Origin of the sequence: Micromonospora sp. NPDC049101, from assembly GCF_040648675.1 — a bacterium.
GTDB lineage: Bacteria > Actinomycetota > Actinomycetes > Mycobacteriales > Micromonosporaceae > Micromonospora.
The window spans coordinates 1-17,274 of the sequence record NZ_JBEZED010000038.1; the positions used below are offsets into that span (position 1 = coordinate 1).

Below are 17,274 nucleotides of genomic sequence, written 5' to 3' on the forward strand. Positions count from 1 at the left end.
CCAGACGCTCGACTGGGCAACCCCAGCCGAACGCCTGGACCACCTCATCGCTACCTAACGATTGCACTCACCCCTTGACCCCAAGCGGCGTGTCGCGGCAATAACCTCATGATCAACGCGTGAGGGGTGGGGGTGGGTGGGGTGGGTGGGGTTAGCCGGCTCGGCGGATGGGGCGGCGGGCTAGGTAGCGGAGCAGGTCGCGGATGTGGTGCTTCTCCTCGGCGGGGACCGTTGGGTCGGCCAGTCGATCGAGGATGGCTCGGACGTCGGCCTCGACGGGGCCGTCGTCCTGACGTCGGCGGGGCGTGGGGCCGGCGTCGGGCAGGCCGAGCGCGCGGAACGCGGCAGCGACCGGCAGGTCCAGTGCGGCGCAGAAGCCGCGGACTTTGGCGAGCTCGGGGTAGTCCTGCCAGTCACCGGCGAGCCAACGAAACACGGTGGAGCGGCCCACGCCCGTGTGTGCGGCAAGATCGGTCACGGTCCAGCCACGTTCGTCGCGAGCGTCGTCGATGGCGCGCCGGACGAAGCGGGCGAAGGCCATCTGCGGTGTTGCGTCGGCTGATCCCATCCCTGTGTGTCTTTCCCCCTGCCGGAGCGCCGGGACGATGCGCCTTCCGAGGGTAGTACGCCCGAGGGCCGAAACCATTGACTGAGCGCACAAACTGTCCCGTGGGTGAGACTTTTTCTCCGCCAGGATGTGTGCCGACCGCAACTCGCACCGGGCGATCATCATTACTGCCCTATTAAGCTCGGTGCCCGTCCCGACCTGGCGTCTGACCGCCCGCCGTGTTCGACCGGACCACCGCCGAGGAGCACCATGGCCGACTCGAGCCGCCCCCAGCCGTACCAGCCCGGTGCGGTGAGCCTCTTCTTCGTCGCCAAGGCCGGCGTCTTCGCCGCCGCGTTCTGGATCTGGTTGCTGGTGATGGTGCTCCGCGCCGACTCCGCGACCGGCCAACAGGTGCTGGCGGCCACCGGCGCGATCACCAGCACGCTTGTCGGCGTGGTGCTGGGCGCCCGGATGGCGTTGCAACACAACGCCGCCATCCGGCACGCGGAGGTGAAGAGGCTGCTCGTCGACATCTCCTGGAACGCCTTCGCCGCCGCCGGCAACGCCGAGAGCGCGGGCAAGGTGGTGCCGTTCCCCACCGTACCGGCCGACCGCGGGCGGGCCGGCCAGCGCGGCGGTGGCGAGCGGGTGACGATCCTCGACCGTGGCGAGCGCACCAGCGATCGGGATCGTCGCGGCGACGGCGAACGGCGTCGCTAAGGTGCCGACTAGATCGCGGGCTGCGGGGTGGTCGGTTCACCGTCGGTGGCCAGCAGCGTCGCCAGCCGGGGCGTGACCTGCCACTGCTCCACCAGCTCGCGGTATTCCGCGCGCTGCGGTTCGGTCGCCTCGACGCCGGTGTGGCGGGCGCGGATCAGCAGGTTGCGCGGCGTGTGTTGGGAGTCCACGAACTCCACCACCTCGGCCCGGTACCCGTGCACCCGCAGCAGACCGGCGCGCAACGCGTCGGTGAGCACGTCGGCGAAGCGTTCGCGGAGGATGCCCTGCCGGGTCAGCAGGTCGTACGGGGTTGGGGCGGGGTGGGCGCGGAGCTGCTTGGCCAGGTCGTGGTGGCAGCACGGCGCGGCCAGCACCCAGCGGGCCTCCCAGCGCACCGCTCGGGCGAGCGCCTCGTCGGTGGCGGTGTCGCAGGCGTGCAGCGCCAGCACCAGATCGGGGGCGGGGTCGACGACGGCGTCGGCGATCGTGCCGGCCACGAAGCTGATCCGGTCGGCCCAGCCCAGTCGCTGCGCCAACTCGGTGTTGCGCCGCCGCTGGTCCTCCCGGACGTCCACGCCGATCAGCTGGACGTCGAGCCCTCGGCCGGACAGGTAGCGGTACGCGGCGAACGTCAGGTAGGCGTTGCCGCAGCCCAGGTCGACCACCCGCAGCGGCCCGGTCAGCTCGTCGGGCAGGGTCGCGGCGAGGGCACGGAGGAACGCGTCCACCTGGCGGCGCTTGGCCGCCGACCCGCCGATCTCCGCGAAGATCGGGTCACCCGGGTCGAGCAGGTATTCCTTCGTCCGGTCGTTTCCGGTGGGCGTCGCCGCCGGCCGGGACGTCGCGGCTCGGTGCACCTGTGCCTCGCCGGACTTGGTCACCCGCAGTTGGAGGGTCGCGTCGGCTGTCTCGACGTGCCAGTTGCCGAACGGCTCGGCGAGCAGTTCGTCGATCGCCGCGGCGGCCTCGGGGCCGGAGGCGAGGTTGCGAGTGTACGGGCGGGCACCGTCGGACGTGGTGATCTGCATCCGGGGGCCGGCCTTGAGCCGCACCGGCCGCAGTTCGGCCCGCTCAACGGTGGGGCGGCGGCCGCGTCGACGTCCGGCGGCGACCGCCCGGGTCAGCGCGGGGTCGAGCAGCAGCGCCCGAACCTCGGTCAGGGCGGCGTCCAGTGGTTGCGGCATCGTTCCATCTTCGGCAGGTGGGGTGGGAGAAGGGAACATCCCCCGTACCGCGCGAGGCGGTGCGGGGGATGTCAGGTGTGGCTGGTGGTCAGTCGGCGGTCGCCTCGGCCGGCGTACCCGAATCGGAACCGCCACCACGACGGCGGCGACGGCGGCGCGGCTTCGACGGCTCGCCGTCGGACGCGGTGACCGGCTCGGCGGGGCCGGCGTCCGCGGAGATCACCGCGGTCGGCTCGCTCCCGACCGCCTCGCCGGCCCGGCGGCGACGCCGGCGGCGGGGGGTACGGGTGCCTTCCTCGGCAGCGTCGGCAATGGGCGCCTCGGCGACGGCCGGCGTGCCGGAGTCGGAACGGTCCCGGCGACCGTCACCCCGACCGCGGCGCTCACCGCGGCCCTCGCCCCGCCCTTCGCCACGGCTCTCACCGCGTCGGGGACCCCGACCACCGCTGTCGCCCCGGCGGGAGCGGGTCGTGCCACCCAGATCCTCTTCGATCTCGGCGGACAGCCCGGCCCGGGTGCGCTCGCCGGTGGGCAGCGTGCCGCTGACCTCGGTGGAGATGTGCAGGTCGGTGTAGAGGTGCGGGGACGTGTGGTACGTCTCCGGCGGCTCCGGCATCTCCAGACCGAGGGTCTTGTCGATGATCCGCCAGCGCGGCATGTCGTCCCAGTCGACGAAGGTCACCGCGACGCCCGTGGCGCCGGCCCGGCCGGTGCGACCGATCCGGTGGGTGTAGGTGTCCTGGTCTTCCGGGCAGTCGTAATTGATCACGTGGGTGACGCCTGTGACGTCCAGCCCGCGGGCCGCCACGTCGGTGGCGACCAGAATGTCGATCTTGCCGGCCCGGAAGGCCCGCAGCGCCCGCTCGCGGGCACCCTGGCCGAGGTCACCGTGCACCGCGGCGACCGCGAACCCGCGGAAGTCGAGGTCCTCGGCGACCCGGTCGGCGGCCCGCTTGGTCCGGGTGAAGATCATGGTCAGCCCACGCCCCTCCGCCTGGAGGATGCGCGCCACCACCTCGACCTTGTTCATCGAGTGGGTGCGGTAGACCAGCTGCTGGGTCTGCGGCGACGGGCCGGTCTCGGCGGTGTGCCCGGCGTGGATCGTCATCGGCTGGCGCAGGAAGCGCCGGGACAGGGTGACGATCGGGTCCGGCATGGTGGCCGAGAAGAGCATCGTCTGGCGGTCTTCCGGGAGCATCGCCAGGATCTTCTCGACGTCGTCGAGGAAGCCCAGGTCGAGCATCCGGTCGGCCTCGTCGAGGACGAGTGCGTGCACCCGGTCCAGACGGAGGTGCTTCTGCTTCTGCAGGTCCATCAGACGGCCCGGGGTGCCGACCAGGATCTCGACGCCCTTGCGCAGCGCGTCGATCTGCGGCTCGTACGCCACGCCGCCGTAGATCGGCAGCACCCGGACGCCGCGCGTCCGGCCAGCGGCGGCCAGGTCCTTGGCGACCTGGATGCCCAGCTCACGGGTGGGGACCACGACCAGCGCCTGGGGGACGCCGTCGCTGCCCTCGCCCGGCGCGAAGACCCGGTCCAGTAGTGGCACGCCGAAGCCGAGGGTCTTGCCGGTGCCGGTGGGCGCCTGACCGATCAGGTCGACGCCGCGCAGCGCGATCGGGATCGCGTACTCCTGGATGGCGAACGCGCGGGTGATGCCGGCCGAGGCCAGGGCCTCGACGGTCTCGGCGCGGGCGCCGAGTGCGGCGAACGTGGGGGCCTCCGGTCGAACCGGGGCGGTGGGGGCCAGTTCCTGGCCGTCCAGCAAATCTTGAGTCAGCTCGCTCATGTGGATGTGGGGGTGCCCTCTCGTGGGTGCGCCCGTCATGTCCTCAGGGCGCGATCGGTATGACGCGGGCCACACGGTCGGCGGCAGATTGCCGAGCCGGACCGGGCCGCACGCGCGCCGCGGGCTGAGCTTCGATCAGATCGGCGCCCACGGCAACTGCTCCATGCTACCTGAACAGGCATGGCTTCGTCCCGATTCCCCGCCGGCCAGACGCCACGCGGGGGCCACGATCGTGACTTGTGTCACAGGGAAGAGGGGTGGGGCGTACCCCGTGCGGGTCACCGGCGGCCCGCTGAGCGGCGCACCAGGCCGGGGCCGGCCCGCGGCAGGTGGCCAACGCCGACCTGCCGCGATGGCCGGACCGGTCAGCGGACGGTGAAGCCGACCGAGCGGGACGACGCCTCGGCGATCTCGACGTAGGCGATCTTCTCGATCGGCACGATGACCCGTCGGCCCTTCTCGTCGGTCAGGGAGAGCGTGCCGCCGTTACCGGCGAAGGCGTCGGTCACGATCTGCTCGATCTCGGCCGGCGACTGCGCGCTGTCCAGTACCAGCTCACGCGGCGCGTACTGCACGCCGATCTTGACCTCCACTGTGCCTCCTCAACTGGGGCGAAAGAACCGCCCTGCGAAGGCTATCCGATCACGGGGTCGGCGGTCAGGCTGACTCACCTTGCAGCGGGAAGCTCGCGATGCCCCGCCAGGACAACGCGGCCACCAACGCCTCGGCCTCGGCCTTCGGCACCTGACGGCCACCGGCCAGCCAGAACTGCGCGGCCGTCTCCGCCGCGCCGACGAGCCCGGAGGCGAGCAGCTCGGCGTGGGCCCGGCTCACGCCGGTGTCCGAGATGATGGTGTCGGTGATCGCCGCGATGCAACCCTGCTCGACCCGCTCCACCCGCTGCCGCACCGCCGGGTCGTTGCGCAGGTCCGACTCGAAGACGAGGCGGAAGGCCTCGCTCTCGTGGTCGACGAAGTCGAAGTACGCGCGCACCGACGCGCTGACCCGCTCCTTGTTGTCGCTGGTGCCGCGCATCGCATCCTGCACCTGAGCGACGATGGCGTCACAGTGCGTGTCGAGCAACGCCAGGTAGAGATCCATCTTTCCGGGAAAGTGTTGGTAGAGCACCGGCTTGGAAACCCCGGCCCGCTCGGCGATGTCGTCCATCGCGGCGGCGTGGTAGCCCTGCGCGACGAACACCTCCTGCGCCGCAGCGAGAAGCTGCTTACGGCGCGCGGAGCGGGGCAGGCGGGTGGGCCGGCCGGCGGTCTGTGCACCGTTCCCCGCAGCGGTCATGGGATCCTCCGAGTTCTCCGTACGAGCCGGCATTTTCCCCCCAGACCGGGCGAGGCCCGTGACCCCCGTCGTGGAAATGCTCCGCCGCTGTAACTTATCGCCACTCTCGGCACACGGTAGCCTCAGCGGGGGCGACCAAGGAGCGCGCGGTGAGTGAAACAGGGCAACCCGGAGCCGCCACCCCGGGAGAGCACGGTGACGGAGCGGGTCAGCACGACGACCCGGGCCGTCCCGTCAGCGGGTGGGCGCCCCCGGCGGGTGGGTGGCCCCGAGCCGCCGATCGCGAGGATGCCCGAGACGAGGCGCCGCGCTGGCAACCCGACCCCACGTCCGGTTGGCGCACCTCCTCCAGTCGACACGGCGACCTGCCGTCGCCCCTGGTCGGGCAGCCGGGTGACCTCGCTCCGCCGGCCCGCGCCAACGGCCACCACGCCAACGGCGTGCACCACCCGGACGACGCCAACGGCGTGCGCCACCCGGACGACGCCAACGGCGTGCGCCACCCGGACGACGCCAACGGCGTCCGTCATCCCGGCCTCGAACCATCCGCAGGGCACCCCACGCCGGTGAGCGCCCCGCCCGGGCTGCCCGCGGAGGGTCGGCCCGGGGTGCCCGAGGATCGGCTGGTGGTGCCCGCCCAACGCCCCGCGCCCGCGCTGGAGCAGGGGGCCGGCGAGCTCGACACGGGCCCCGCCACCCGCTCCACCGTGGATCCGGCCACCCACCGTGCCCGCTGGGCCGAGCCCGGCCTGCCCACCTCGGCGCCGCCGGCCGTCCAGGTGCCGCCCGTCGGCACCGCCGCGTCGGGTTTCGAGGTGCCGCCCGGCTTCCGCGCACCCACCACCGAGCGGCTGGCCGCCGACGACCCGGCCGCGCCACGCGACTGGCGGGACCCGCTCCCACCGGAGCAGGCGCCAGCACCGGGCCGCACGTCCGGGCCGGCCGGGCACGCCGACGCGACCGATCCAGGCCGCGCCGGGGACAGCTCCCGGCCAGCGGAAACGCAGCGCGCCGGGGAATCGTCGACCATCGAGCCGGACTGGTCGGGGCCGAACTGGAACCGCCCGAGCTCAGGTGGCGGGTGGGCTCCGCCCTGGTCCCGCCAGGACGACGAGCCGGCTGCCCCCGCTGCCCGGGACGAGTCCACGCCGGATTGGGTCGCCGAGCCCCACCGGCCGTACGAGCCGGTGCGCGCCGAGTCGCCTCGCCCGTACGAGCCGGTGCGTGCCGATCGGCCCCGCGGGTACGACCCGGTCCGGGGTGGGTCCGGGTCCGATGCCACGCCGGTGCGCCCCACCAATCCGATTAGCTCGCCGCCGTCCGATCGCCCGTCCTGGGTCGCGCCGGCCGCCGTTCCGCCCGCCGACCCGTCCCCTACCAGCGGGCCGCCGGTGTCCTCGGCAGGCATGACACCGCCGGTCGCCGAGCGCCCCTCCTGGGCCAGCGGCCCCACGCCGACCAGCGGCCCGCCGGCTGACCGCCCCTCCTGGGCCGGGTCCGAGGCAACCGGGGCACCCCGAGCCGACCGCCCGTCCTGGGCCGGCGGGTCCGACCCCGGGCCCACGAGCGTCCCTCCGGTGCGGCCGTCCTGGGCCGGGGAATCCGACCCGGCCAACGCGCCGGCACGACCGTCGTGGGCCGCCGGGTCCGAGGCGGCGACCAACATTCCGTCGGTACGGCCGTCGTGGGCTGGCGGGTCCGACCCCGAGCCCGCCAGCGCGCCGCCAGCGCGGCCGTCCTGGGCCGGCGGGTCCGAGGCGGCGACCAACACTCCGTCGGTACGACCATCGTGGGCTGGCGGGTCCGACCCCGAGCCCACCAGTGCGCCGCCAGCGCGCTCGTCCTGGGGTAGTGGGTCCGACCCCGAGTCCAGCGCAGCGCCGCCAGCGCGGTCGTCCTGGGCCGGTGGGTCCGACGCCGGGCCCGCCGGCGCGCCGCCGGCGCGGTCGTCCTGGGCTGTCGGGTCCGATCCGACGCCGACGATCGTCCCTCCGGTGCTGCCGACCTGGGCCGGCGGGCCCGACCCGACACCGACGAGCGCACCGCCGACGCGGCCCTCCTGGGTCTCCGGCGCCGCCCCGACCGACCCGCCACCCCCGGCACCGGCCGGGTCGACTCCCACGCTGTCTGACGCGCCCCTGGCCCCGGCGGGCCCCCCGCCCCTGGTAGCGGAGCGCCCCTCCTGGGCCGGCGGTTCGCCGACGGCGAGCGGCCCACGGGCCGAGCGGCCGGACTGGTCCGAGGGCCGGATTCCGCCCGCGCCCGCCGAGCGCCCCTCCTGGCCGGCCAGCCAGTCCAGCGGCACTGGCGGCGGCGCCGCGGGCGAGCCGTCCGGGCTGCCCCGGCCCGAGATCCGGCCGGCCGCACCGTTCCGGCTCCGACCGGCGACACCCGAACCTCCCCTCGCACCACCCCGCTCGACCGCGCCGTCATCCGCCGACGCCGCGTCGTCCCCCACCGCGGCGGTCCCGCCCTCCGCCTTGAGTGGGTCCGGGCGTCGGGATCGGCCCGCAGGCGCTTCCACCTCGCCCTACGCGGCTCGCCGATCCGCCCCCGACCCGCCGTCGTCGACCGAGCCGGCCGACGACGGCCGACAACCAGACCCGAGGGCGGCGGTGCTGCCGCAGCGCGTCCCCGCGGAACCGGACGTGCCCGTCGTGCCGGAGCCGCCAGCCGTGGAGCCACCCGCCGAAACCCCGGAACTCGCCCGTATCGCCACCCACCTGCGCCGTGACGACGAACCAGCCCCGCTGCGGGAGCGCCCCGAGGGGTTCGACGTCAACGCCATCCTGGACGCCGTTCGGGAGGTCGCCGGTGTCCGCGACGCGGCGCTGCGCCGCACCCCGGCAGGGGCACACAGTCTGCGACTGGACCTGGCCGACGGCGCCGACCCGGCCGAGGTGAGCCGACAGGTGGCCCGGCTGCTCCAGGAGCGGATGGGGTTGGCCGCCGCCCCGCAGAACGTGCCCGGCCTGCCCACCACGCCACCCCCGCCGGTTCGCCGACGCCTGGCCGAGCCCCGACCCGTCGAGCGGCGTACGGCGGAGCCCCTGGGCGCAGCCCCCCGCGACGCCGGTCCGGATCCACGCGCCGCCGACGTCCGGGCAACCGAGCCGACGGCACCCGCCCACCCGGCGGGTGCCCCGGTGGAGGCCACACCGGCCGGCTCGGAGCAGTCGGCCGGCACGGACACCGCACGCCGCCGCCGACCGAACGCGCCGCACCGGGGTCGCGCCACGGTCGAGGAACCGGGATCGGTCTCGGCCGCACCGGCCGGTGCCGCGACCGGCAGCCCGGCGACGCTCGGTACGTCGTACTCCGGTGGTCAGGTGACCACGACGGAGTCGGCGCCGTCCCGACCGCTGGACACCGGCGGCACGCCGGGGCCGCGGGTGGTGATCGACCACGTGCAGGTGAGCACCTTCGGCCTGGACGCGAACGTGGAGGTCCGGCTGCTGGCCGACGGCGACAGTGCCTCCGGGTACGCGACCGGGCCGGCGGTGGACGGCTACGTGCTGCGGCTCTGCGCGGTGGCGGCGGCCGCCGCGGTGGACGAGTTGCTGCGCGACGCCGACAACGCCGAACGCGGGCGCTGTTTCGTCGAGCACGCCGCGGTGGTGCCCTTCGGCAACTGCGAGGTGGCCACCGTGGTGGTGCTGCTCGTCTGTGCGGGCTGGGTCGAGCAGCTCGCCGGCTCGGCTCTGGTCGCCGGTGATCCACGGCAGGCGGTGGTCCGGGCGACGCTGGCGGCGGTGAACCGTCGGCTGGAGGCCCTGCTGTCCTGAGTGGAACGGGGCAGACTGGAACGATGAGAAGCGCCACCCTCTGGCCGGACCACCTGCTCCCCGACCACCAGGTCCCGCCGCCGTGGCCGGGCCGGGAGGTCCGCCTCGACGGCCTGGTCACGTACGTGCGGGACACCCCGGCCACCGCCGCGGGTGCGGAACCGGCGTTGTATGTGCACGGTTTGGGCGGGTCGTCCCAGAACTGGACCGACCTGGCCGGGCTGCTCGCCGACCGGCTGGACGGTCAGGCCATCGACCTGCCCGGCTTCGGTCGTAGCGAGCCGGGTCCCCGTTACACCATTCCGGCCTTCGCGGATCTGGTCGTCCGCTGGATCGAGCACACCGGCCGGGGCCCGGTGCACCTGTTCGGCAACTCGCTGGGCGGCGCGGTCGCGGTCCAGGTCGCCGGGCTCCGGCCGGACCTGGTCCGTACCCTCACCCTGATCTCGCCGGCCCTGCCGTTTCTCGACTTCCGCCGCTCGTTGCAGGGGCGGATGCTGCCGGTGCTCGCCATTCCGCGCGGCGAGCGGCTGGTCGCCCGGCACCTCACCCAACTCGCTCCCGAGGTGATGGCCCAGCAGGTGCTGGAGGCCTGCGTCGCGGATCTGAGCCGGATCTGCGACCAGCGCCGGGCTGAGGCACTGGAGGAGATCCGGGTGCGGTACGAGGCGGAGCACTACGCCGCCGCGTACGTCCGGACGTTCCGTGGACTGGTCTCCAGCTTCCTGCGGGCGTACCTGCCGGGGCCGGGGTCGCTGTGGCGACTCGCCGAGGCGGTACGCGCACCGACCCTGGTGGTGGGCGGCCGGCAGGATCGTCTTGTCGACGTGCGGGTCGCGCCGCAGACCGCCCGGGTCATCCCGGACAGCCGGTTGATGATGCTCGACGGCGTCGGTCATGTGGCGCAGTTGGAGGTCCCCCGCCTGGTTGCCCGGGCGGTGGTCGGCCTGCTCGCCGAAACGGGGGACACCACCGGACGGCCCGATCTGGCAGGCTGAGGTGGATGCCCAGCTCAGCCCGCTCCTCCGCACGCCGTCGGCGACGGTTCGCGCTGCTCGCCCAACTGGTGGCGGTGGTGGTGGCGATCGGCGCGGCGGTGACCGTGATCGCCGAGGGGCCGGGTGGGAAGCCCGCTGCCGACTGGTTGGCCGCCGACGAGGTCGCCACGCCGGCACCGCTGGTCGCCGCGCCGCTGCCGCCGTCGGACGGCCCGTCGCCCTCCGCCGCGTCCCCGTCCCCGGTGCTGCGGGCGCCCGGGCCGGTGCCGAGCGCCGGCACCGGCACATTCGGCTACGACGCCCGTTCCGGCCCGGTGCTGGGTCGCGCGGGTGAGCTGCGGCGTTACCGGGTCGCGGTGGAGTCGGGCAGCAACGAGGTCGTCGCGGACTTCGCGCAGGCGGTCCAGGTGGCGCTCGCCGGGCCGGGCAGTTGGGTGGACAGCGGCAACCTGCGGCTGCAACAGGTGCCGGGGGGCGCGCCGCGCGACTTCACCGTCTACCTGGCCACCGCCCGCACGGCGGGTCAGATGTGCGCCAGGGGCGGCGTGGACATTCGGGTCGACGGTCGGCCGTACACGTCCTGCCGCGCGCCCGGTCAGGTGATCATCAACCTGGATCGGTGGCGGCTGTCCGTGCCGCACCTCGTCTCGGCCCGCGTGCCGCTGGAGGTCTACCGGACGTACGTGGTCAACCACGAGGTGGGTCACCAACTCGGGCACCGGCACGAGCGCTGCCCGGGTGCGGGCCGGCCAGCGCCGGTGATGATGCAGCAGACGCTCTTCCTCAACGGGTGCCGGGTCAACCCCTGGCCGTACCTGGACGGGCGCCGCTACGCCGGTCCGGCCCTCTGAGCGAGCGGCCGGCCGACGTACACCATCAGGCGTCTTGCGTGAATAGCGGCAAAAACGGAGATATGCCCGAATAATCTGGCAGGCTCGACATCATGACGCCGTCGTCCCCTTACGGCCCGCCCTTGCCGCCGCCCGACCGGCCGGCGTACGAGGGTGCGCGTCCCACGCTCGTCCGGATGCACCGGCGACGTCGCCGCACCCTGCTGCTCGGCCTGCTCGTGCTCGCCGTCGGCATCGGCGTGACACTGAACCGGGGCGGTGACCCGTCAGCCGAGCCTCCCGTCGCCATCACCCAGGGCGAGATGGGCCACGGCGGTGGAGGGCTCGCGCACCCCACGCCCAGCAGCTACCCCTCCGTCGGAGCGGGACGCTTCACGGTGGCCGACGGTGAGACGACCGTGCGGGGTACGGACGGGCCGCTGCGTCGCTACCGGGTGGTGGTCGAGCGTGGCGCCGGCCAGGACGCCGACGCGTTCGCCGCCAAGGTGGACGAGGTGCTGACCGACAAGCGCAGTTGGATCGCCTCCGACGAACTGCGGGTGCAACGGGTGGCCGACGCCGGGGCGGCGGACTTCACCATCTACCTCGCCACCCCGGTCACGTCCGAGCGGATGTGCGCCGAGGGCGGGTTGACCACCGAGCGCTACACCTCCTGCCGCCTGCCCGGCCGGGTCATCATCAACCTGGCCCGCTGGATGGAGGCGGTCCCCGACTACGGTGCCCCGCTGGACACCTACCGCACCTACGTGATCAACCACGAGGTGGGCCACGAGTTCGGCGAGGAACACGAGGCCTGCCCCGGCCCGGGGGAGCCCGCCCCGGTGATGCAACAGCAGACGTACGGCCTGCACGGCTGCGTCGCCAACGCCTGGCCGTACGTCGACGGACGTCGCTACGCGGGTGACATCGTCCCCTGATCGGCGGGGTCGTCGGTTATTCCCGCTCCCGCATCGCGGACCAGTGTCGTCCCTCATGGCCGAGCGGGGCTCCCGCGAGCAACAATGGCGCGGTTCACACCGCCGATCCCGGGGAGTCCACCGTGTCGTTGCCCCCGCTCGTCGAGCCCGCCGCCGAGCTGACAGTTGACGAGATCCGCCGCTACTCACGCCACCTGATCATCCCGGATGTCGGGGTGACCGGGCAGAAGCGGCTGAAAAACGCCCGGGTGCTCTGCGTCGGCGCTGGTGGCCTCGGCTCGCCCGCCCTCATGTATCTTGCCGCGGCCGGTGTCGGCACGCTCGGCATCATCGATTTCGACACCGTCGACGAGTCCAACCTCCAGCGTCAGATCATCCACGGCGTGTCCGACATCGGCCGGTCCAAGGCCGAGTCCGCCGCCGCGTCGATCCGCGAGATCAACCCCCTGGTCCAGGTGGAGATCCACAACACCGCACTCGACCGGGAGAACGTCAAGGAGATTTTCGCCCAGTACGACCTGATCGTCGACGGCACCGACAACTTCGCCACCCGCTACATGGTCAACGACGCGGCGGTGCTGCTCGGCAAGCCGTACGTCTGGGGCTCGATCTACCGTTTCGACGGCCAGGCGTCGGTGTTCTGGGCCGAGCACGGCCCCTGCTACCGCTGCCTCTACCCGGAGCCGCCGCCGCCCGGCATGGTCCCGTCCTGCGCCGAGGGCGGCGTGCTCGGCGTGCTCTGCGCCTCGATCGGCTCCATCCAGGTGAACGAGGCGATCAAACTGCTGACCGGCATCGGTGAGCCGCTGGTCGGCCGGCTGATGGTCTACGACGCCCTGGAGATGGAATACCGCAAGATCAAGGTCCGGAAGGACCCGAACTGCGCGCTCTGCGGCGACAACCCGACGGTCACCGACCTGCTGGAAGACTACGAGGACTTCTGCGGCGCGGTCTCCGAGGAGGCCCAGGAGGCGACGCTCGACTCGACCATCACCGCACTGGAGCTCAAGGAATGGCAGGACGCCGGCAAGGGCATCTTCCTGGTCGACGTCCGGGAGCCGGCCGAGTACGAGATCGTCCGCATCCCCGGTTCCACGCTGATCCCCAAGGGCGACATCATCTCCGGCGAGGCACTGGCGAAGCTGCCGCAGGACAGGCAGATCGTGCTGCACTGCAAGTCCGGCGTCCGCTCGGCGGAGGCGCTCGCCGCCCTCAAGGCGGCCGGCTTCAAGGATGCCGTGCACGTACAGGGCGGCGTGCTCTCCTGGATCAAGCAGATCGACCCGTCGCTGCCCGCGTACTGACCGACGTCCGCCGGGGCGGCGCACACCGCGCCGCCTCGGCGGACCGGCGTGCCGCGCCGGCTCGGCCGGGCCCGCGCCCCTCCCCGGGCAGCCGGCGAATCGACGCGGGTGAGGCCGAGTAGCCCACTGACCGGAGCGACGCAGTCACTCCGGGCTGGCCGATTCTCCGAGGCGGCATCGCGTCTGCGCAGGTAGCGTCTCCGTCGTGGTCGACATGGAAGCCGCGATCGGGTTCGTCGTGGCGCACGGAGACGCGGTGGAGCGCGCCCGCCTCTCCTGGCTCCGCAACGGCACGGCCGTGCCCGTCGAGCTGCTGGAGATCGCCGAGGTCGGGCAGTCAGCCGACGGCGGCTGGCCGGCCACCTGGGGCGGCGAAGTCGCCTCGATCGATGCCACCTGCTTCCGGCTCGCCGAGCTGGACGACCTGGGCGCGCTCGGCCGTCCGGCCGCTCGCCGCGCACTCGACTGGTTGGCGTCCCGGCAGCAGGCCGACGGTGGCTGGGACGAGGACGCGTCGCTTGCCCACTCGGCTCCGGAGTGGGCTCGGCCCGGCGATCCGGAGGCTGGCTTCCTCCAGTCGGCCAACGCCGGTTTCTGGCTCACCGTCGCCGGTCTGGACGCCCGCGCCTCGGGTCCCCTCGACCATCGGGTCGGTGGGGCGTACGCCGGGGTGGTGCAGGCGGCGGCCCACTCGCTCGTCGCGCGGCTGCGGCCGGACGGTAGTTGGCCGTCGTTCCTGGCCGCCGGCTGGCTGAGCGCGGCGGTGCTGCACCGGCAGGACATGTTCCAGGAGTCGGCGCGGATCCAGGTGGTGCTCGCCGAACGGATGCCGAAGATGTCCCCGGGCAACGTGGCGTGGCTGGCGGCCACACTGCGCCGCGCCGGCATCGACGCACAGGACTGGATCATGGTGCGGGCGTTACGCCGGCTGACCGAGACGCAACGCACCGACGGCGGCTGGGAGAGCGACGACGGCCACCAGTTCGACGTACATGCCACGCTGTCCGTGATCCGCGCCGCCCGCCCCACCCCACAAGCCTGACCAACCCCCGCGGGGCGGGTTCAGCGTAGGTGGCCCTCTCCGGTTACGACGTACTTGGTGCTGGTCAGCTCGGGTAGGCCCATCGGGCCTCGGGCGTGCAGTTTCTGGGTGGAGATGCCGATCTCCGCGCCGAACCCGAACTCGCCGCCGTCGGTGAAGCGGGTCGAGGCGTTCACCATCACCGCGGCCGAGTCCACCCGCGCGACGAATTCGCGGGCCGCGCTCGCGGAGTCGGTGAGGATGGCCTCGGTGTGTCCGGTGCCGAAGCGGCGGATGTGCGCGACTGCCGCGTCCAGCGAGTCGACCACCGCGACCGAGATGTCGGCGGACAGGTATTCGGTGGCGTAGTCCTCCTCGGTGGCCGGGACCACGGCGGTGGAGTAGGCGGCGACCTCGGGGGAGCCGTGCACGGTCACCCCGGCCTCGGCGAACGCGGCGAGCATCGGCGGCAGGAACGCGTCGGCGACGCCCGCGTGCACCAGCAGCGACTCGGCGGTGTTGCAGGTGGACAGGCGCTGGGTCTTGGCGTTCAGCGTCACCGCGAGGGCCTGCGCCACATCTGCGGCGGCGTCGACGTAGACGTGGCAGTTGCCCACCCCGGTCTCGATCACCGGGACTGTCGACTCCTCGACCACGGTGCGGATCAGGGACGCACCGCCGCGCGGGATGAGCACGTCGACGAGCCCTCGGGCGCGCATCAACTCCTTGACCGAGTCGCGGGAGCTGGCGTCGAGCAGTTGCACCGCGTCGGCGGGGAGCCCGGCGTCGGCGATCGCGTCGCGCAGCACCGCGACCAGCGCCGCGTTGGAGTGCGCGGCCGAGGACGACCCGCGCAGCAGCGCCGCGTTGCCGGACTTCAGACAGATCCCGGCGGCGTCCACCGTCACGTTCGGCCGCGCCTCGTAGATGATGCCGACCACCCCGAACGGCACCCGGATCTGGCGCAACTCCAGCCCGTTGGGCAGGGTGGAGCCGCGGACCACCTCGCCGACCGGGTCGGGCAGCGCGGCCATCTGCCGCAGCGCGTCGGCGATGCCGGCCACCCGAGCCGCGTCGAGGGCGAGCCGGTCCAGCACGGCCGCGCTCAGCCCGGCCTCCCGGCCGGCCGCCAGGTCCGTCTCGTTCGCGGCCAGGATCTCCGGGGTACGCGTCACCAGCGCATCGGCCATCGCCGCCAGCGCGGCGTCCTTCGCCGTACGGGTGGCGGTGGCCAGGTCGGCGGCGGCGTCCCGGGCCCGGCGGGCCTGCTCGCTCACGCTCATGCCGGCACTCCGCTGCGCCCCGGGCCGCCCGCGGGCACCGCTGCCCCGAGTTGCTGGTTCGCTCGCTGGCGCTCACTCATGGATCGCTCCTCACAGCAGGACGAGGTCGTCGCGGTGGACGACCTCTCGTTCGTACGCCGGGCCCAGGGCGGCGGCGAGTTCGGAGGTGGACCGGCCGAGCAGCCCCGGCAACTCCACCGCGTCGTAGTTGACAAGCCCCCGGGCGACCGACGCGCCGGCGTTGTCGACCAGGTCCACCGGGTCGCCCGCCGTGAAGGTGCCGTCGACGGCGGTGATGCCGGCCGGCAGCAGCGACTTGCGCCGCCCGACGACGGCGGCCACCGCGCCCGGGTCGAGGTGCAGCCGCCCCCGGGGCGAGGTGGCGTGCGCCAGCCAGAACAGCCGGGCCGTCGGGCGTTGCCGCTGCGGATGGAACAGGGTGCCGACCGGGTCGCCGGCCAGCGCCCGGGTGGCCAGGTCGGCGGCGGTGAGCACCACCGGGATGCCGAAGCCGGTGGCGATCCGGGCGGCCTCGACCTTGGTCACCATGCCGCCGGTGCCGACGCCGGAGCGGCCGGCCCCGCCGATGGTGATCCCGGTGAGGTCCGCGTCGTCGCGGACCTCGGTGATCCGGGTCGAGTGTGGGTTGGCCGGGTCGCCGGTCCAGAGGGCGTCCACGTCGGAGAGGAGCACCAGCAGGTCGGCGTGCACCAGCGCGGCCACCAGGGCGGCCAGCCGGTCGTTGTCGCCGAACCGGATCTCCTGGGTGGCGACCGTGTCGTTCTCGTTGACGATCGGCACCGCACCCAGGTCGAGCAGCTTGCGCAGCGTCCGGTACGCGTTGCGGTAGTGCGCCCGTCGGGTCACGTCGTCGACGGTGAGCAGCACCTGCCCGACGGTGCGGCCGTGCCGGGCGAAGCTGGCCGCGTACCGGCCGATCAGGAGGCCCTGCCCGACGCTGGCGGCGGCCTGCTGGGTGGCCAGGTCGCGCGGGCGTCGGGGCAGCCCGAGTGGGGCGAGGCCGGCGGCGATCGCGCCGGAGGAGACCAACACCACCTCGCGTCCCTCGCTTGCCAACCGGCCGAGGGTGTCGACGAGCGTGTCGACGCGCTCGTCCGCCAGCCCGCCGGTGGCGGTGGTCAACGAGGAGGATCCGATCTTGACGACGACCCGCCGGGCCGTCGTGACTGCGTCGCGCACCCGCCCATTCTGCGTGGTCACGGCCGTACCGCCCGGCGGCCTTCCCATATGGTGGCGGATTGTGACTCCTGACGAGTACGTCGAGGCGGTGCTCGACCTGGTCGAGCGGATCCCGGAGGGTCGGGTGATGTCCTACGGCGCGGTGGCCGACGCGCTCGCCGAGCGCTCGGGTCGCACCTCCGCGCGGTTGGTGGGCACCATCATGGCCCGCCATGGCGGCTCGGTGCCCTGGCACCGGGTGGTGACCTCCGCCGGTCGGCTGCCGCCGGGGCACGAGCGGGAGGCGCGGGCCCGACTGCGCGCCGAGGGGGCGCCGCTGCGCGGCGAGGGCGTGGACATCGCGGCGGCCGGTTGGTCGCCGGACGAGCGGCCGTGA

14 protein-coding genes and 1 pseudogene are annotated in these 17,274 nt (G+C 73.6%); 8 read left to right on the forward strand and 7 right to left on the reverse strand.

Translation table 11 applies throughout. The features are described from left to right. Positions 1 to 151: 151 nt before the first annotated feature. A complete protein-coding gene (locus AB0B57_RS33555; RefSeq protein ID WP_357079287.1) occupies positions 152 to 568 on the reverse strand; it encodes a helix-turn-helix domain-containing protein in 417 nt (138 codons plus the stop codon). A gap of 249 nt (positions 569 to 817) precedes the next feature. Here AB0B57_RS33555 and AB0B57_RS33560 point away from each other — a divergent pair, with 249 nt between their 5' ends. After that, complete coding sequence (locus AB0B57_RS33560; protein ID WP_357079290.1) at positions 818 to 1,270, forward strand: hypothetical protein; 453 nt, start codon at positions 818 to 820, stop codon at positions 1,268 to 1,270. Positions 1,271 to 1,278: 8 nt separating this feature from the next. Here AB0B57_RS33560 and AB0B57_RS33565 read toward each other — a convergent pair whose 3' ends face one another. The 4 genes from AB0B57_RS33565 to AB0B57_RS33580 form a co-directional block, all read right to left on the reverse strand. Next, positions 1,279 to 2,454, reverse strand: a complete 1,176-nt coding sequence (locus tag AB0B57_RS33565) for an SAM-dependent methyltransferase (RefSeq protein WP_357079293.1) — start codon at positions 2,452 to 2,454, stop codon at positions 1,279 to 1,281. Between the two features lie 88 nt (positions 2,455 to 2,542). Further along, positions 2,543 to 4,243, reverse strand: coding sequence for a DEAD/DEAH box helicase (locus AB0B57_RS33570; protein WP_357079296.1), 1,701 nt, complete (start codon positions 4,241 to 4,243; stop codon positions 2,543 to 2,545). A 365-nt stretch (positions 4,244 to 4,608) separates the two neighbouring features. Next, positions 4,609 to 4,836, reverse strand: coding sequence for a DUF3107 domain-containing protein (locus AB0B57_RS33575; RefSeq protein ID WP_357079299.1), 228 nt, complete (start codon positions 4,834 to 4,836; stop codon positions 4,609 to 4,611). 64 nt (positions 4,837 to 4,900) lie between these two features. Next, entirely contained in the window at positions 4,901 to 5,539 is a 639-nt protein-coding gene (locus tag AB0B57_RS33580; protein ID WP_030489514.1) for a TetR/AcrR family transcriptional regulator, read from the reverse strand. A gap of 1,994 nt (positions 5,540 to 7,533) precedes the next feature. Here AB0B57_RS33580 and AB0B57_RS33585 point away from each other — a divergent pair. The 6 genes and pseudogenes from AB0B57_RS33585 (at position 7,534) to AB0B57_RS33610 (ending at position 14,436) form a co-directional block, all read left to right on the forward strand. Further along, positions 7,534 to 9,324 carry a hypothetical protein gene (locus tag AB0B57_RS33585; RefSeq protein WP_357079487.1) on the forward strand — a complete coding sequence of 597 codons (1,791 nt, stop codon included), beginning with the start codon at positions 7,534 to 7,536 and terminating at the stop codon, positions 9,322 to 9,324. Positions 9,325 to 9,347: 23 nt separating this feature from the next. Then, entirely contained in the window at positions 9,348 to 10,322 is a 975-nt protein-coding gene (locus AB0B57_RS33590; RefSeq protein ID WP_357079302.1) for an alpha/beta hydrolase, read from the forward strand. Between the two features lie 5 nt (positions 10,323 to 10,327). Beyond that, a complete protein-coding gene (locus tag AB0B57_RS33595; protein ID WP_357079305.1) occupies positions 10,328 to 11,173 on the forward strand; it encodes a DUF3152 domain-containing protein in 846 nt (281 codons plus the stop codon). A 176-nt stretch (positions 11,174 to 11,349) separates the two neighbouring features. Continuing rightward, a complete protein-coding gene (locus AB0B57_RS33600; protein WP_357079308.1) occupies positions 11,350 to 12,090 on the forward strand; it encodes a DUF3152 domain-containing protein in 741 nt (246 codons plus the stop codon). Positions 12,091 to 12,145: 55 nt separating this feature from the next. Continuing rightward, a pseudogene (moeZ, locus tag AB0B57_RS33605) lies at positions 12,146 to 13,394 on the forward strand (adenylyltransferase/sulfurtransferase MoeZ). A 214-nt stretch (positions 13,395 to 13,608) separates the two neighbouring features. Then, positions 13,609 to 14,436: a prenyltransferase/squalene oxidase repeat-containing protein gene (locus tag AB0B57_RS33610; protein ID WP_357079490.1), complete on the forward strand. Its 828-nt coding sequence runs from the start codon at positions 13,609 to 13,611 to the stop codon at positions 14,434 to 14,436. A gap of 20 nt (positions 14,437 to 14,456) precedes the next feature. Here the strand turns inward: AB0B57_RS33610 and AB0B57_RS33615 are convergent, their stop codons facing one another. Both AB0B57_RS33615 and proB read right to left on the reverse strand, forming a co-directional pair. Next, positions 14,457 to 15,698 (reverse strand): glutamate-5-semialdehyde dehydrogenase, encoded by a 1,242-nt coding sequence (locus AB0B57_RS33615; RefSeq protein WP_357079312.1) that lies wholly within the window; start codon positions 15,696 to 15,698, stop codon positions 14,457 to 14,459. A 90-nt stretch (positions 15,699 to 15,788) separates the two neighbouring features. After that, entirely contained in the window at positions 15,789 to 16,898 is a 1,110-nt protein-coding gene (gene proB, locus AB0B57_RS33620; protein WP_357079316.1) for a glutamate 5-kinase, read from the reverse strand. Positions 16,899 to 16,959: 61 nt separating this feature from the next. On the opposite strand from proB, the gene AB0B57_RS33625 reads away from it, so the two are divergent. Beyond that, positions 16,960 to 17,274: an MGMT family protein gene (locus tag AB0B57_RS33625; RefSeq protein ID WP_357079319.1), complete on the forward strand. Its 315-nt coding sequence runs from the start codon at positions 16,960 to 16,962 to the stop codon at positions 17,272 to 17,274.

Coding starts and splice junctions, on each gene's coding strand:
- AB0B57_RS33555 (WP_357079287.1), bottom strand. CDS start 568: ATGGGATCAGCCGACGCAACACCGCAGATGGCCTTCGCCCGCTTCGTC.
- AB0B57_RS33560 (WP_357079290.1), top strand. CDS start 818: ATGGCCGACTCGAGCCGCCCCCAGCCGTACCAGCCCGGTGCGGTGAGC.
- AB0B57_RS33565 (WP_357079293.1), bottom strand. CDS start 2,454: ATGCCGCAACCACTGGACGCCGCCCTGACCGAGGTTCGGGCGCTGCTG.
- AB0B57_RS33570 (WP_357079296.1), bottom strand. CDS start 4,243: ATGAGCGAGCTGACTCAAGATTTGCTGGACGGCCAGGAACTGGCCCCC.
- AB0B57_RS33580 (WP_030489514.1), bottom strand. CDS start 5,539: ATGACCGCTGCGGGGAACGGTGCACAGACCGCCGGCCGGCCCACCCGC.
- AB0B57_RS33590 (WP_357079302.1), top strand. CDS start 9,348: ATGAGAAGCGCCACCCTCTGGCCGGACCACCTGCTCCCCGACCACCAG.
- AB0B57_RS33595 (WP_357079305.1), top strand. CDS start 10,328: ATGCCCAGCTCAGCCCGCTCCTCCGCACGCCGTCGGCGACGGTTCGCG.
- AB0B57_RS33600 (WP_357079308.1), top strand. CDS start 11,350: ATGCACCGGCGACGTCGCCGCACCCTGCTGCTCGGCCTGCTCGTGCTC.
- AB0B57_RS33610 (WP_357079490.1), top strand. CDS start 13,609: ATGGAAGCCGCGATCGGGTTCGTCGTGGCGCACGGAGACGCGGTGGAG.
- AB0B57_RS33615 (WP_357079312.1), bottom strand. CDS start 15,698: ATGAGCGTGAGCGAGCAGGCCCGCCGGGCCCGGGACGCCGCCGCCGAC.